Source organism: Aeromonas sp. s12 (assembly GCF_040907925.1).
Classification (GTDB): Bacteria; Pseudomonadota; Gammaproteobacteria; order Enterobacterales; family Aeromonadaceae; genus Aeromonas; species Aeromonas veronii.
On record NZ_JBFOCT010000022.1, the window covers coordinates 222,623 to 236,712 of the forward strand.

At 58.3% G+C, this 14,090-nt stretch carries 13 protein-coding genes; 2 read left to right on the plus strand and 11 right to left on the minus strand.

The genetic code is table 11. From position 1 onward, the window contains the following. Positions 1 to 19: 19 nt before the first annotated feature. Genes AB5Y67_RS10740 through AB5Y67_RS10760 form a run of 5 tightly spaced genes read right to left on the minus strand, consistent with a single transcriptional unit; the run spans position 20 to position 4,388 of the window. Complete coding sequence (locus AB5Y67_RS10740; RefSeq protein WP_150389081.1) at positions 20 to 868, minus strand: PTS system mannose/fructose/sorbose family transporter subunit IID; 849 nt, start codon at positions 866 to 868, stop codon at positions 20 to 22. Next, on the minus strand, positions 868 to 1,671 hold the full coding sequence (locus tag AB5Y67_RS10745) for a PTS sugar transporter subunit IIC (RefSeq protein WP_150389080.1): 804 nt from the start codon (positions 1,669 to 1,671) through the stop codon (positions 868 to 870). The genes AB5Y67_RS10740 and AB5Y67_RS10745 overlap by 1 nt, the downstream gene beginning before the upstream one ends. A gap of 12 nt (positions 1,672 to 1,683) precedes the next feature. Next, entirely contained in the window at positions 1,684 to 2,178 is a 495-nt protein-coding gene (locus AB5Y67_RS10750; protein WP_064341276.1) for a PTS sugar transporter subunit IIB, read from the minus strand. A gap of 9 nt (positions 2,179 to 2,187) precedes the next feature. Beyond that, the gene (locus tag AB5Y67_RS10755) at positions 2,188 to 2,616 is read right to left on the minus strand and encodes a PTS sugar transporter subunit IIA (protein ID WP_064337979.1); all 429 of its coding nucleotides are present in this window, start codon (positions 2,614 to 2,616) and stop codon (positions 2,188 to 2,190) included. A 5-nt stretch (positions 2,617 to 2,621) separates the two neighbouring features. Beyond that, positions 2,622 to 4,388 (minus strand): class I mannose-6-phosphate isomerase, encoded by a 1,767-nt coding sequence (locus AB5Y67_RS10760; RefSeq protein ID WP_150389079.1) that lies wholly within the window; start codon positions 4,386 to 4,388, stop codon positions 2,622 to 2,624. Positions 4,389 to 4,599: 211 nt separating this feature from the next. Between AB5Y67_RS10760 and AB5Y67_RS10765 the strand changes: the two genes are divergently transcribed. Then, positions 4,600 to 5,607, plus strand: coding sequence for a LacI family DNA-binding transcriptional regulator (locus tag AB5Y67_RS10765; RefSeq protein WP_190973242.1), 1,008 nt, complete (start codon positions 4,600 to 4,602; stop codon positions 5,605 to 5,607). A 32-nt stretch (positions 5,608 to 5,639) separates the two neighbouring features. On the opposite strand, the gene AB5Y67_RS10770 is transcribed toward AB5Y67_RS10765, so the two are convergent. From AB5Y67_RS10770 to apbC, 5 genes are all read right to left on the minus strand, one after another. Continuing rightward, positions 5,640 to 6,218 carry a glucose-6-phosphate isomerase family protein gene (locus AB5Y67_RS10770; protein ID WP_223849300.1) on the minus strand — a complete coding sequence of 193 codons (579 nt, stop codon included), beginning with the start codon at positions 6,216 to 6,218 and terminating at the stop codon, positions 5,640 to 5,642. Positions 6,219 to 6,528: 310 nt separating this feature from the next. After that, positions 6,529 to 7,998 carry an inorganic phosphate transporter gene (locus AB5Y67_RS10775; RefSeq protein ID WP_021230067.1) on the minus strand — a complete coding sequence of 490 codons (1,470 nt, stop codon included), beginning with the start codon at positions 7,996 to 7,998 and terminating at the stop codon, positions 6,529 to 6,531. A 377-nt stretch (positions 7,999 to 8,375) separates the two neighbouring features. Beyond that, on the minus strand, positions 8,376 to 8,957 hold the full coding sequence (gene dcd / locus AB5Y67_RS10780) for a dCTP deaminase (protein ID WP_005336719.1): 582 nt from the start codon (positions 8,955 to 8,957) through the stop codon (positions 8,376 to 8,378). A 62-nt stretch (positions 8,958 to 9,019) separates the two neighbouring features. Next, entirely contained in the window at positions 9,020 to 9,664 is a 645-nt protein-coding gene (gene udk, locus AB5Y67_RS10785) for a uridine kinase (protein WP_005345570.1), read from the minus strand. Between the two features lie 110 nt (positions 9,665 to 9,774). Next, positions 9,775 to 10,857, minus strand: coding sequence for an iron-sulfur cluster carrier protein ApbC (gene apbC / locus AB5Y67_RS10790; protein WP_139733261.1), 1,083 nt, complete (start codon positions 10,855 to 10,857; stop codon positions 9,775 to 9,777). Positions 10,858 to 11,043: 186 nt separating this feature from the next. Here apbC and metG point away from each other — a divergent pair, with 186 nt between their 5' ends. Next, positions 11,044 to 13,077, plus strand: coding sequence for a methionine--tRNA ligase (gene metG / locus AB5Y67_RS10795; protein ID WP_041202234.1), 2,034 nt, complete (start codon positions 11,044 to 11,046; stop codon positions 13,075 to 13,077). Positions 13,078 to 13,214: 137 nt separating this feature from the next. On the opposite strand, the gene AB5Y67_RS10800 is transcribed toward metG, so the two are convergent. Next, complete coding sequence (locus AB5Y67_RS10800) at positions 13,215 to 14,081, minus strand: CHAD domain-containing protein (RefSeq protein ID WP_150389077.1); 867 nt, start codon at positions 14,079 to 14,081, stop codon at positions 13,215 to 13,217. Between the last annotated feature and the right edge of the window lie 9 nt (positions 14,082 to 14,090).

The following is a 14,090-nucleotide window of genomic DNA, read 5'->3' on the forward strand; positions in this document are numbered from 1 at the left end:
CCAAATGGCCTTGACCCCATCAGAACAGACCGATGGCGACCCCGAAAAAGGCCAGCACCAACAGCCCGAGCATCGCTTTGACCGGCGAGACGTTGCGCTTGGCCATCAGATACCAGGTACCCAGCACCACCACCAGCGGCATCAGTTTGGGGAAGATGCCATCCAGCATGCTCTGAACCTGGATATTGACCCCGTCCGAGGTGACAAAATCGAGCCCGGTGGAGAGGTTGACATAACTGGCCGCTACCCCGCCCATCACAAAGACCCCAAGCAGGGAGAGCGCCTCGCGCAGCTTGGCCGACTCGGAACTGACCAAAGACTCCACCGAACCAGTGCCCAGCTTGTAGCCCTTCATAAACAACATGTAGGAGCCAGTAATGGCTATGGCGTTGAAGCTGATGATGTAAAACAGCGGCCCCAGCACACTCCCCCCTGCCGCCAGCGCCATACCGATACTGAGCAAAATGGGCACCAACATACCGGGGATCATGGAATCACCGATGCCAGCGATGGGACCCATCAGGCCGACCTTGAGGGTATTGATGGTCTCACCGTCGATCTTCTCGCCATTGGCCCGCTTCTCTTCAAGCCCTACTGCCAGCCCGTTGATAATGGCGCCGATCTGGGGCTCGGTGTTATAGAAGGAGGCATGGCGTTTCATCGCCTCCATCCGTTCAGCTTTGCCGGGATAGAGCTTCTTGAGCGCCGGCATCATGCCAAGGCAAAAGCCGAACGATTCGAGACGCTCGAAGCTCATTGAGGAGAGGTTGTACATCATCCACGAACGCCAGCAGGCACGCAGATCCCGTGAGGTAAGAGCAACCGGCTGCTTGGCCGCCAGTTCTGCTGATTGCAGCTCTGTGTTCATCAGAATTCATCCTCATCATCGGTTTGGGTGGCAGCACGGGCAGCGACTGCAGGGCGTTGTTCCGGCTTGTAGTTGTAGTGAATGAGCGCCAGCAGGGCCCCAATCATTACCAGCCCCACCATGTTGAGCTTGAGAAAAACGATGCCGACAAAACCCACCAGAAAATAGATCAGCATGCTGCTCTGCTTGATGATCTGCTTGAGCAAGATGGCAATGCCGACCGCAGGCAGAATGCCGCCCACCACCGTCATGGTACGGATCACCAGCTCCGGCAGGCTGTTCATGAACCCTTCGATGTACTGGTTGCCGAAGTAGACGGCAATGAAGGTCGGCACAAAACGCAGCACAAAGTTGCTGGCCTGCGGGAAGATGGCGCTGTTGAGGTAAACCCCCTGTTCATCGCCCTGCTCCAGCGCCACATCGGCCCTGTGGTTCCAGTAGGAGTTGAACACCATCATGAAGTTGAAGAGGATGGTCCCGGCGATGCCGATGGTGGCGGCAATCGCCACGGCAACCGACGGCTCCTTGCCCGACATGATGCCCAGCGCAATGGCCGGAAAGGCGACGAAGTTGAGATCCGCCGGCATGGAACCGCCTGGCGTCACCATGGCGATATAGACTGCCTGCACCGCCACCCCGATCAGGATCCCGGTCTGAATATCCCCCAGGATGGCACCGACCAGCATGCCGGATACCAACGGGCGGGTAATGGTGTACCAGCCACCGGTCAAGCCCAGCAGCCAGGGGCTGCTGAGGGCACCGAGATAGCAGAGTATCCCGATGAGTGTTGCTTCCAGAAACATGATCTCTGCTCCCTATTTCAACTTTTTCTGGGCATCTGCCCAGCTGTAGTGACTGGCATCCGGTACCAGCCGAAAGTCGATCTCGTGGCCAAGGTTGGCCAAGTAATCAAAAGCGGCGATCTCCTGCGCCGTCACCGACTGGTTGGGGCCTATGGTGGTAGTCTGCTCGCGGGCACTCATGGGCCCGACGTTGATCTTGCCGTTGAGATTATCCAGGGAGATCCCGGCGGCGCACAGACGCTGCAGGGTGACCGGCGACTTGCCAATCACGAAGTAGCGCTTATCACTGGCGATCACCTTGGGCAACTTGGTAATGGCGGTTGCCACATCAAACAGCCACACCTTGGTGTCCGACACGGCCCCCGTCATCACCTGAGAGAGCAGCGGATCGGCCGCCACCTCATCATCGATCGCGACGATACCGTCACAAGGAAGCTCTCTGGCCCAGCGGGTCACCAACTGACCGTGGATCACCCGATCGTCAATGCGTACAAATGAAATCGCCATCTCGCACTCCTAGAAGTTGTCATCTTGCTGGTGTGCCGCCGGGGCCGCGATCACCATGGATTCCAGTGCCTGGGCCAGCAACTGGCGGGCCGCCTCGTGTACATCGGTCGCAGCAAGCCAGTCGGCACTCATCAGCAGCATGGGAAAATTCACCCCGGTCACCACGGCTACCGGCTGCGGCCATGCGGAATCAAATGCAAAGCGGCATGCCACGTTGTAGGGAGTGCCGCACTCCATGTCGCACAGCACCAACACCCCGTCAGCCCCCGCGCCATGACGGCGCAGGGTCTGTTCAAACTCGGCGCGAAACGCCTCTATTCCCCCCTCTTCGGTCAGAGAAACTGTGGCTACGGCGGGCAACTCGCCGTAGACCATATTGGCGCTGGCCAGCAGGGCCGGCGCCAGTGAACCATGGGTTGCGATAAGGATCCTCAGCATCTTGGTTACCCCCTCACATAGGCCTTGATGGTGGCAATGGTCTGCCCTTCACTCTCGCCACTCGGGCGGATACGATAGCGCCCTACCGACGCCGGTACGATGAAGGTCTCGGCGTAGTGCACCACGAAGGGGGTGAAGGCGTTGTCGGGGCTATCTACCGTTGCCTCCCGACCCTCTATCAGGTTGAGCACTTGTACAGTGCCGCCGGTGTCGTGCTCTACCGGCACGCTGAACCAGTGGCGACGAGTCTCGATAAATTCCCGCTCATGCAGTCCAGTGCGCTCTTCACGCCACCCTTCCCCTTCAGCGACGGGCTCAATGCAATTGACCAGATTTCGCTCGGTCCAGTCGGTATCCCGATCCCACTGGATCACCTTGCTGCCATGCTCCAGATGGATGGGGCGCGGAATGCCGTCGAGCCCGACCCGGCCCCAGTCCCACAGTTTGAAGGTGAAAATGTAGGGGGTGGCGCTGATCTCAAGTACCATGGATCCCTCTCCCGAGCAGTGGACGGTTCCAGCCGGGATCAGGAAGTGGTCGTGCTTGCGGGCCGGGAAGCGGTTGATGAAGCGCTCGTCGTCGAAGGGTTTATCACCGCGCTGGGCGGCGGCCAGATCCGCCAACATCTCCTGCGGGTCGATACCGTTACGGGTGCCGAGGTAGACGCAGGAGTCCGGCTTGGCATCGAGCAGGTAGTAGCTCTCGTCCTGGGTGTAGTGCATACCGAACTCCTGCTGGATGTATTCAGTCAGCGGATGCACCTGAAGACTGAGCGGCTGCCCCCCCACCGTATCGAGAAAATCGAACCGGATCGGGAACTCGGCGCCAAAGCGGGCGTGTACCTGCTCCCCAAGCAGGGCTTTTGGCTGGCACAGCACCAGGTTTTGCGACGGGATCTCCACCCTCACCTCGCCAAAGCGCAGGTAGAGGCTGTTCTCCTCGGGCACACAGTCAAAACACCAGGCGTAGTTGGGTTGGGCTGGATCCAGATCACACACCTGCTTCATCCACTGCCCGCCCCAGACCCCAGGATCGAAGAAGGGAACAACCCGGAACGGCTGGCGCGCCGCCTGATGCAACCCTTGTTGCAGTGCCGCCCCCGTTACCATGGTCGGCTTGTCCCTGGTGTTGGTGTCGAGCAGGAAATCGATGGTGGGCAGCTGGGCCAATTTATGGCGATCAAACACTCGCCACTCGATGAAGAAGGCGCGCTTGTAGCGGCGCAGTATGTCCTCTTCGGTGTTATCAGCGCCCCAGTTGCCAATCTCTTTACGGCGCAGACGCTGCTGGATCTCCCAGCGGGCAAGATCGGCATAGACTCGCACATTCCCTTTCGCCACCAACGAGGCGCCGCAGCCCATCACCACCACCAGACCTTCGGCTATCTCTGCGACCTGCTGTTGCAGGCGCGCCAAGGCGACCGGGTCAAAAAACTCCACCATCTTGTGGGGCGCCAGCACACCAAAGACCCTGTCATCTGTGATGAAACGATCCAGCATCGCCAGCACTTTGGGTTCGGGCAGGCGCGCCTGTTCCACATCGATGAGCGTGTGAGGCCCGAATCTGGTCAGCAGCTGGGTGCGTAGCTCGGTCTGATCCACACCGTGATAGCAGTCGATCACCAGTACCACTTTCGCCTTGTCTTGCCCGTTCACTTTGGCTTGCAACTGATGGGCAATCTCATCCCATCCCGCACAGGCGGACCGCTCATATCCAACAACGGTCACTTCTGGATATTTGTCGTAGTTGGAAACGTAACTCGAATGAATCATTGGCTTGCTCTCTCGTTGACACCTACGACAGAGATAAATCGATTAACCCATTAACCACAACCTGATAAACACGATTAACCTCAAACATTGGGATATATCATCGGCATGGGCGGTGAAATTCGTGATCAACCGCTCACTTGCAACCTTCTCTCATCTGAAATCAAGGTTAATCGATATATCTTGATGGCACGATCATGACTGGACCCACACCATGAGCAATGTGACTGTTGCCGATATTGCCCGCCACTTGGGCGTTTCCACCGCCACCGTCTCCATGACCCTGCGCAACAAGGGACGCATTTCCGACCACACTCGCCAGCGGGTACTCAAGGCCATCGACGAGCTCGGCTATGTTTACAACCAGACTGCCGCCAACCTGCGCAACAAGAGCAGCAATCAGGTTGGCCTGTTGCTGCACGACATTACCAACCCCTTCTATGCAGAGATGACAGCGGGCCTGAGCCGGGAGATGGAACACCACGACCTGATGCTGTTTCTCGCCAACAGCGAAGAGTCGGCGGCAAGGCAGCAGCAATTTATGGATTCGCTGCAACGCAACAGCGCCGCCGGCATGGTGATCTGCGCTGCCCAGCCTACGCCCCACAGCTTTTTCGAGAGCCTGCAACGTCGCCATATGCCCACCATTCTGGTGGTGCGACCGGTGCCGGATGTAGCGATCGACTTTGTCGGCACCGACAACTTTCTGGGCTGTCAGCTGGCGACCGAGCACCTGCTGAAAATCGGCCACCGTCATATCGCCTTTGTCGGGGGCGCCCCCACCTCCATCAGCCGATCCCAACGCCTCGGTGGTTATATGAGCAAGCTGCTCGAACACAGCATCTCGCCCAAACCGGAGTGGATCATCGGTTGCGGCGCCAGCCGGGTAGAGGGCACCCGCGCCATGACGGCGCTGCTGGAGCAGCACCCCGAGGTGACGGCGGCGGTCTGCTATCAGGATGTGGTGGCGCTCGGCGCCATGCTGGCGCTACGCAAACAGGGGCGGCTCATCGGCCAGCACTTTGCACTGGTGGGTTTTGACGATCTGCCGGAAACCGCGCTGGTCGAACCGGCGCTCACCACCGTCTCGGTGGCGGCGCGGGAGATTGGCCGCAAGGCGGGTGAACTGCTGCTCGAGCGGATTGCCGGCAACGACGAGCCGGCCAAGAGCATCATTCTGCCCCCTACCCTGGTGGTACGCCAATCTTGCGGCAGCCGCTAACGGGGTCGCTCACGACCCATGCAGGCTGATGGTTAGGTGATTGAGACACTCACCTCGCTGCTCACAACACAAGGTTCCCCTTCCTTCCCTGCGACCACCCGCAGGCCAAACCCCCGCTCTGCCATCAGCCGGTAATCATGACCGGCAATGGCAGGCCAGACCGCCAACGCCGAGAGCTGCGTCTCGCCAGTGTTGACGAGTCGATGGGCAACGTGGCCAGGGATATGATGAACGCTGCCGGCAAAGACCTGCTCCAACCGGCAAACACCGGCCATATCCTGCAACAGCAATAGTCCCCTTCCGCACAACCCGAAGTAGTACTCCGCCTGCTCGGCGCGAGCATGGATATGACCGCGGGTCATAAAAAACTCGTTCCCTATCCTGCCGGCCTCAAGATGGGTGACACCCATGTTGAGATCCCCCTCCACGCCACTGCTGGGCAACATCGCCACACGATAGAGCACAGTTTGCGGGTCAACCCCTGCTTCAGAAGCAGGATCGGCAAACAAGCCATGCAGATCAGCCAACCTTGTACGCTTCTCCACCAGTTCGGCACCAGACAAGCTGCCGGTCGCAAAATCCACCATGGGCGGGATCATCAGCTTCATCATCTACTCCTCAGTGACGCTTTATCAGATGGTGCATCTGCACCTCGCCAAAACACGCTAATTGGTTAATCCATTAATCACAAGAGAAGCACACTATTAGAAAGAGATATTCGATGACGAAAGTTCAGCCAGAAAAACCATAACGAGTCGTCAATCAAATAATGAAGAAGAGCCTTCTTATCTGTTTACCTCAAGAACAAAAAACATCTGGTGGAGATACAACTCCACTGAAAATTCATAGACACAAAAAATGCCGCCCGATCTTTCGACCGGGCGGCATTGTCATTGTGATGCGCGTTATGAACGCGGCAGATCAACCAAACAGATGGTGGCTGACGATGAACAGGCCGCCGGAGAGCAGCATGGTCAGCGGCAGGGTCAGCACCCAGGCCATCAGGATGGTCTTGATGGTCTGGCTCTGCAGGCCGGATTTGTTGGCAATCATGGTCCCCGCCACCGCAGAAGAGAGGATGTGGGTAGTGGACACCGGCATACCAGTCAGACTGGCGACCCCGATGGAGGTTGCTGCCGTGATCTGGGCCGCGATGCCCTGGCTGTAGGTCATACCGGTCGTGCCGATCTTCTCGCCCACGGTATGAACGATACGACGCCAGCCCACCATGGTGCCGCAACCCAGCGCCAGCGCGATGGAGACGATAACCCAGGTCGGTGCGTATTCAGCGGTCGCGGTCAGATCCTTGCGCCATTTGGCCAGATCGGTCAGCTCCTTGGCTGGCAGCGGCAGCTTGGCAGCCTTGCGGGCGGTGTCATCGATACAGAGCAGCAGACGACGCACTTCGCGGCGGTCGGTCAGGCTCATCTGATCATAAGTACGCACGGCACCCAGACGGGCATCCAGGGTGGCCATCGCCTGCAGCACGCCATCGGCGGAGCAGTGAGTCATCAGCTCTTCCTGAGCCGTTGCCGGTGCAGAGAAGTTGATGACACCGGAGAGGGCGGACTGGTTGCGCTGGTAGATCTCCATGATGCGCTGGTTGGCATCCTGGGTCCGGTCCAGATCATAGGCGCGGCTGTTCATGTCCAGTGCGAAATAGGCAGGCGCCATACAGATCAGCACCAGCATCACCAGACCGATGCCCTTCTGGCCATCGTTGGAGCCGTGTACGAAGCTGACGCCCATGGCCGAGGCCACCAGGGTCAGACGCGCCCAGAATGGCGGGTGCTTCTTGCCATCCACCAGCTGACGCTCTTCCGGTGTTTTGTGGATCTTGTTGCTGGTCCAGATACGCTTCATCGCCAGCAGCAGCAGTGCCGCGATGATGAAGCCGATGGTGGGAGAGATGATGAGGGAAAGCATGATGTCGATCGCTTTGCCCACGTTGATCCCTTCTGTCACCGGTTTATGGGTGATCCAGGCATAGGCGCCGCCTACCCCCAGAATGGAACCGATCAAGGTATGTGAACTGGAGGCCGGGATCCCGAAGAACCAGGTGCCCAGGTTCCACACGATGGCGGAAAACAGCAAGGAGAAGACCATGATCAACCCTTGGGTGGAGTCCATCCCAAGCAGCAGGTCGATGGGCAACAGATGGACAATGGCATAGGCCACACCCAGACCGCCGAACATGACGCCAAAAAAGTTGAAGATCCCCGATGCAACGACCGCCAGGTGAGCTGGCATCGCCTTGGTATAGATAACCGTTGCTACCGCGTTGGCGGTATCGTGAAAGCCGTTGATAAATTCATAGGCAAGCACAAAAAAAACGGCCAATACCAAACCGATTGACCACCACAAACCCAAACCACTAAACATTTCAAACATAAAAAAAAGCCTGTTTATGAGTTGCGGCGGATTATGCCAGATGGCGGCCAACACCATAGCCACCATTGAAATATTTCAGCCATAAAAAAAAAGAGCTTTTTGGAAAAAAATATCCTAGAGCCAGTCTTCATGCGGCTTGCCATCGATTAATTAAAGCCATCAATGATTGCGGGAAAGGGCAAAAATAGCTGGCAATTAAGCCAATAATTTCTTTTTTATGACGTTTTTATGACAGAAAAACGGGCAAAAGTGGTGATAAAACGTCCCAGCCTCACCAATCTCATCCGACCAGCACCATCAACCCCATATCCGTTTGATTCCAGATGCAAAAAGGGAGCACCTTGTGCTCCCTTGAATCGTTGCCGTGTTGCCAGTTATCAGTCCTGATTGATGCGGCTGGCAACGGCGCCCTGCTGGCTCTTGTACTTGGCATTTTCCCGCTTGTTGTAGGGGCGGGCCGCGACGCCGGAAAGCATCTCGAAGTTCAAGGCGCCGATCTTCATCTTCGGGCGCAACGCCAGCGGCAGTTTGCCGCCGTTGTAGAACTCCAGCACGATGCGACCGGACCAACCCGGATCGATCCGGTGCGCCGTCACGTGCACCATCAAACCCAGGCGTGCCAGTGAAGAGCGGCCATCCAGCCAGCCGACGATATCGGCCGGCAGGGTGACGGATTCGTAGGTCACCGCCAGGGCCAGCTGACCCGGGTGAAGGTAGAAGGCTTCGCCATCGGGGATGTGGATCTCGTCACTCATCACCCGATCGATGGCATCGGCCATCTCGCTGCTCGGGCCGCTCAGGTCGATATAGGGCGCGGTATGATCGCGAAACACCCGAAACTCGTTACCCAACAGCACATCGACACTGACACCACTGATCCGCTCTACCCCGGGCCGTGGCTCAATGACGATCTTGCCTTCATCCAGATGGCGTTCAATATCGGTATCACACAGACGCATGGGCGACTCTCCTGACAAATTGTGCTTTTAAAAAAGCCGGGCATCACCCGGCTTGTTTCATCTTAACCAATCAACATGTGGCGAATACGCGCCTTGAGCATGTCGATGGCGATGCGATTCTTGCCACCACGGGGCACGATCACATCGGCATACTGTTTGGACGGCTCGATAAACTGCAGGAACATCGGACGCACTGTCTTCTGGTACTGCTTGAGCACGGAGTCCATGGTACGGCCACGCTCCTGCACATCACGCACCAGACGGCGCAGCAGGCAGATATCGAGCGGGGTATCCATAAAGATGGAGGCATCCATCAGATCCCGCAGACGGCTATCAGTCAGCAGCAGGATCCCTTCCAGAATGATCACCCGGCGCGGCGCAAACGGGGTCACTTCGCTCATCCGGGTATGTTCGGTGTAGGAGTACTGGGGAATGGCGACCGCATCACCTTTGACCAGCTGGCTCAGGTGCTGTACCAGCAAGTCGTGATCCAGCGCGTTGGGGTGGTCATAGTTGGTCTTGACCCGCTCTTCCATGGTCAGGTGGGTCTGATCACGGTAGTAGCAATCTTCGGTGATCACACCAATCTGACCTGCGCCCAGTTCGGCCACCAGCTCTTCATAAATGGTCTGGGCTATAAGACTTTTGCCAGACGCAGATGCGCCCGCAATACCGATGATCACACACGAATGTTGAGTATCAGACATGACAAATACCTAAAAGAGAAGAGCAGTGGGGATGGTTTAAACCGATCCATTATATAAAAAAGGGTGGGTCATGCCCACCCTCAATTCCCTTTCAAGTGACCGACCGCCGATTATTCATCCAGCGCCATGGCATAGAGGGGGGTCGCAATCGGTTTTGCGCTGAAAAAGAGTTCAGCACCAACCCTGCGCGCCAGCTTCAAATAGGCCTGAGCCAGGCTCCCTTCCGGTGCGCCGAACACCGTCGGACAGCCATCATCCATGTGTTGGCGGATGTCGATGTGCAGCGGCAACTGGCCAAGCAGCGCCACTTGATACTGCTCTGCCATCTTCTGACCGCCACCGGTACCGAACAGCGGCTCATGGTGACCGCAGGCGCTGCAGACGTGATAACTCATGTTCTCGATGATGCCGAGCACCGGCACATTGACCTTGTTGAACATGGCGATCCCCTTGCGGGCATCGGCCAGCGCCACATCCTGCGGGGTGGTGACGATCACCGCCGCCGAAGTCGGCACCTGCTGGGCCATGGTGAGCTGGATATCGCCAGTGCCCGGCGGCATGTCTACCACCAGATAATCCACCTCGCCCCAGCGGGTCTCATGGAGGATCTGCGCCAGCGCCTTGCTCGCCATCGGGCCGCGCCAGATGGTGGCATCCTGCTCGGAGACCAGATAGCCGATGCTGTTGCTCTTGAGGCCGCAGGCCATCACCGGCTCCATCAGCTTGCCGTCATGGCTGACCGGGCGCTCTGTGAGGGTGCCCATCATGGTGGGAATGGAAGGGCCATAGATATCGGCATCGAGAATGGCGACCCGCGCCCCCTCTCTTTGCAGGGCCAGCGCCAGGTTGACCGCAGTGGTAGATTTGCCCACCCCCCCCTTGCCGGAAGCAACCACGATGATGTTGCGAATGCCCTGCACGGCATTGAGGCCCTGCGCCCGCGGCATGCTGGCGACGTCAATCTCCAGTGCCCAGTCGATACGGGCGGCGCCGGTGGCGCTGCGCAGCCTGGCATCGTAGTTCTCTTTGAGCTGATCGAGCAGCGAGAGACCGGCAAACGGCAATACCAGCCGGATAGTAAGCCCCTGACCCTGATTGATGATCTCGCGAACGAATCCGGCATCCACCAGATCCTTGTGCCAGCCTGCTGGCTTAAATTCGGCGAGGATCTGTTTTACTGAATCAATCACCATTAACTCCTCATTATCTTGTCATTATCTTGAGGTGAACGGTTACCGCACACAAATCAGTGGCTTGCCTGCCATCATAACGGCAGGTGCTGCCAAGGTTGGCATAGCCACAACCCTAGGCAGGCTACCCCCAATTCGGGTAACATGCACGGCACTCTATCATCCCAACAAGCACATCAAGAACGTAATATGGCAACTGATCCTCGTAAAATGCTGGTAACCTGCGCCCTCCCCTATGCCAATGGCTCCATCCATCTTGGCCACATGCTGGAACATATCCAGGCCGATATCTGGGTTCGTTATCAGCGAATGCGCGGTCATCAGGTGCACTTCATCTGTGCCGATGATGCCCACGGCACCCCGATCATGCTCAAGGCACAGCAGATGGGAATCACCCCGGAAGAGATGATTGCCGCTGTCTCCAAGGAGCACCAGGCCGATTTCGCCGGGTTCAACATCAGCTTTGACAACTATCACTCTACCCACAGCGACGAAAACCGCGAGCTGGCGGAGCTGATCTATGGCCGCCTGAAAAATGGTGGCTTTATCAAGAGCCGCACCATCTCCCAGCTGTTCGATCCGGAAAAATCCATGTTCCTGCCGGACCGTTTCGTCAAGGGAACCTGCCCCAAGTGCAAATCTCCGGAGCAGTATGGCGACAACTGCGACAGCTGCGGCGCCACCTACAGCCCGACTGAGCTGATCGATCCGAAATCTGCCGTCTCCGGCGCGACTCCGGTAATGAAGGACTCCGAGCACTTCTTCTTCGACCTGCCGCAGTTTGAAAAATGGCTCTCAGAGTGGGTGCGCGGCTCCGGCGCCATTCAGGAAGAGATGGCCAACAAGATGCAGGAGTGGTTCGAAAGCGGCCTGCAGCAGTGGGACATCACCCGTGACGCCCCCTACTTCGGTTTTGAAATCCCCGGCGCCCCGGGCAAGTACTTCTACGTCTGGCTGGATGCCCCCATCGGTTACATGGCCTCTTTCAAGAATCTGTGCAACAAGCGTGGCGACATCGACTTTGACAGCTACTGGAAAGCGGACTCCGACGCCGAGCTCTACCACTTCATCGGCAAGGACATCGCCTACTTCCACTGCCTGTTCTGGCCGTCCATGCTGGAAGGTGCCAACTTCCGCAAGCCGACCAAGGTCAACGTACACGGCTATGTGACCGTCAACGGCGCCAAGATGTCCAAGTCCAAGGGCACCTTCATCAAGGCATCCACCTACCTGAACCACCTGGATCCGGAGTGCCTGCGTTACTACTACGCCGCCAAGCTCAACAGCCGCATCGACGATCTGGACCTGAACCTCGAAGATTTCGTGCAGCGGGTCAACGCTGACGTGGTCAACAAGCTGGTTAACCTCGCCTCCCGCAACGCCGGCTTTATTGCCAAGCGCTTTGGCGGCAAGCTGGCAGCAACCTGCGCCGAGCCAGAGCTCTACGCCGAATTCGCCAACGCCCGTACCGCCATTGCCGAGGCTTATGAGAGCCGCGAGTTCAGCCGTGCCATCCGCGAAATCATGGCGCTGGCCGACAAGGCCAACCGCTATGTGGATGACAAGGCTCCCTGGGTCATCGCCAAGCAGGAAGGGGCTGACGCCGAGCTGCAAGCTGTCTGCTCCGTCGGTATCAACCTGTTCCGCGTACTGATGGCCTACCTCAAGCCCGTCATGCCGCTCTTGGCCGAGCGTGCCGAAGCCTTTCTGGCCGAAACCCTCAGCTGGGATGGCATCGAGATGCCGCTGGTCGATCACACCGTGGCACCGTTCAAAGCCCTCTTCTCACGCATCGAGCCGGCGAAGATTGAAGCCATGATCGAGGCATCCAAGGAAGACTTGGCCAAAGAACAGGCACCGAAAGTGAGCGGCCCGCTGGCTGATGATCCCATCAGCGAAACCATCACCTATGACGACTTCGCCAAGATTGACCTGCGCGTCGCGCTGATCAAGAAGGCCGAAGCGGTACCGGAAGCCGAGAAGCTGCTCAAGCTGCAACTGGATATCGGCGGCGAAACCCGTCAGGTGTTTGCCGGTATCAAGTCCGCCTACAACCCGGAAGATCTGGAAGGCAAGCTGACCGTGATGGTGGCCAACCTGGCGCCGCGCAAGATGCGTTTCGGCATGTCCGAAGGCATGGTGCTGGCTGCAGGCCCGGGCGGCAAGGATCTCTGGATCCTGGAGCCGCAGGAAGGCGCCCAGCCTGGTATGCGCGTCAAGTAAGCGTATCGCTGACTGCGACCACAGCCAGATAGAAGAAGAGAGGCCAAACGGCCTCTCTTTTTATGTCTCGCATTTGTGGCTTGGAGAATTTTGTAGATGCTGGTCGTGGATAGCTGCCGCAGATTGCGGCCTCGGGGCTATCCACCACCGGGATTCGCGGGCGATACATTTTGTTCTGAATACCTGATCACCCGACTTGGCATGTCATTCATGTTGTGGCCTGCCTGCATCGCCAGTTTGAGCGCCACCAGCTCCGCCTGCTGGCAGTCCAGTTGACGCAAACGGGCGGTGATCTTCCCCTTCAACTGCTGCCGCAGTTTCGTCTGCTTGCGGGTGTTCCCCTGCTCTGCTCGCAACCTCCGCCGCCATTGACGCCAATCCTGCAACTGGCCAAGTCGCTCCTGCCAGTGAGTCAGGGTGCTCAACCAACCGGGATCCCCACTCCCCAGATCCAGCAACAGTTCCACGCCATAACGGGCCTGCTTGATCTCGAGGCGCAGCCGATGCCAGCGGCGCAACTGTTGCTGACGGGAGCTGGCAGATTTCCCAACGCAGGGAATAGGTTCATCGAGAGCGCTCTGCGCCTCATCAAGGCGCAGGGCCAGATGCTGCTGATAGAGGAACGCCAATGCCCGCGCATCCAGCACCTGCGCCACCGCCGCAAGCCAGCGGGCCAGTCGCCTCGACAACAGGGGCACGCGACAGGCCGATTTGTGGGTATTGCCCGTACTGGCAGGCGGCTTGCAAAAACGCTCGGCGTAGACCTGCGCATCCCGCAGCGCCGAAAGCCGCCCGACCGAGCGCAGCAGACGCCGCTCCAGCTCGGGATGATAGGTGAGTGGCCGCCACAGGGCGAGCAGCGCCAGCAAGCGGCGCGCTGCGATACGGTAGCCATGTACGGCCGGTTCGCTGGCCTCTTCGCGCACCGCTCGCGCCGCCTCCTGATAACGGGCGACCCAGCTTGTTGCCTGAGTCAGCAACAGACCTTCCTTGTCAGCGTCCATCTCGTCTCC

Bases quoted from the DNA above. Each gene is read 5' to 3' on its own strand.
- AB5Y67_RS10740 (WP_150389081.1), bottom strand. From the start codon at position 868: ATGAACACAGAGCTGCAATCAGCAGAACTGGCGGCCAAGCAGCCGGTT.
- AB5Y67_RS10760 (WP_150389079.1), bottom strand. From the start codon at position 4,388: ATGATTCATTCGAGTTACGTTTCCAACTACGACAAATATCCAGAAGTG.
- udk (WP_005345570.1), bottom strand. From the start codon at position 9,664: ATGTCTGATACTCAACATTCGTGTGTGATCATCGGTATTGCGGGCGCA.
- AB5Y67_RS10765 (WP_190973242.1), top strand. From the start codon at position 4,600: ATGAGCAATGTGACTGTTGCCGATATTGCCCGCCACTTGGGCGTTTCC.
- apbC (WP_139733261.1), bottom strand. From the start codon at position 10,857: ATGGTGATTGATTCAGTAAAACAGATCCTCGCCGAATTTAAGCCAGCA.
- metG (WP_041202234.1), top strand. From the start codon at position 11,044: ATGGCAACTGATCCTCGTAAAATGCTGGTAACCTGCGCCCTCCCCTAT.
- AB5Y67_RS10800 (WP_150389077.1), bottom strand. From the start codon at position 14,081: ATGGACGCTGACAAGGAAGGTCTGTTGCTGACTCAGGCAACAAGCTGG.
- dcd (WP_005336719.1), bottom strand. From the start codon at position 8,957: ATGCGTCTGTGTGATACCGATATTGAACGCCATCTGGATGAAGGCAAG.
- AB5Y67_RS10770 (WP_223849300.1), bottom strand. From the start codon at position 6,218: ATGATGAAGCTGATGATCCCGCCCATGGTGGATTTTGCGACCGGCAGC.
- AB5Y67_RS10755 (WP_064337979.1), bottom strand. From the start codon at position 2,616: ATGCTGAGGATCCTTATCGCAACCCATGGTTCACTGGCGCCGGCCCTG.
- AB5Y67_RS10750 (WP_064341276.1), bottom strand. From the start codon at position 2,178: ATGGCGATTTCATTTGTACGCATTGACGATCGGGTGATCCACGGTCAG.
- AB5Y67_RS10775 (WP_021230067.1), bottom strand. From the start codon at position 7,998: ATGTTTGAAATGTTTAGTGGTTTGGGTTTGTGGTGGTCAATCGGTTTG.
- AB5Y67_RS10745 (WP_150389080.1), bottom strand. From the start codon at position 1,671: ATGTTTCTGGAAGCAACACTCATCGGGATACTCTGCTATCTCGGTGCC.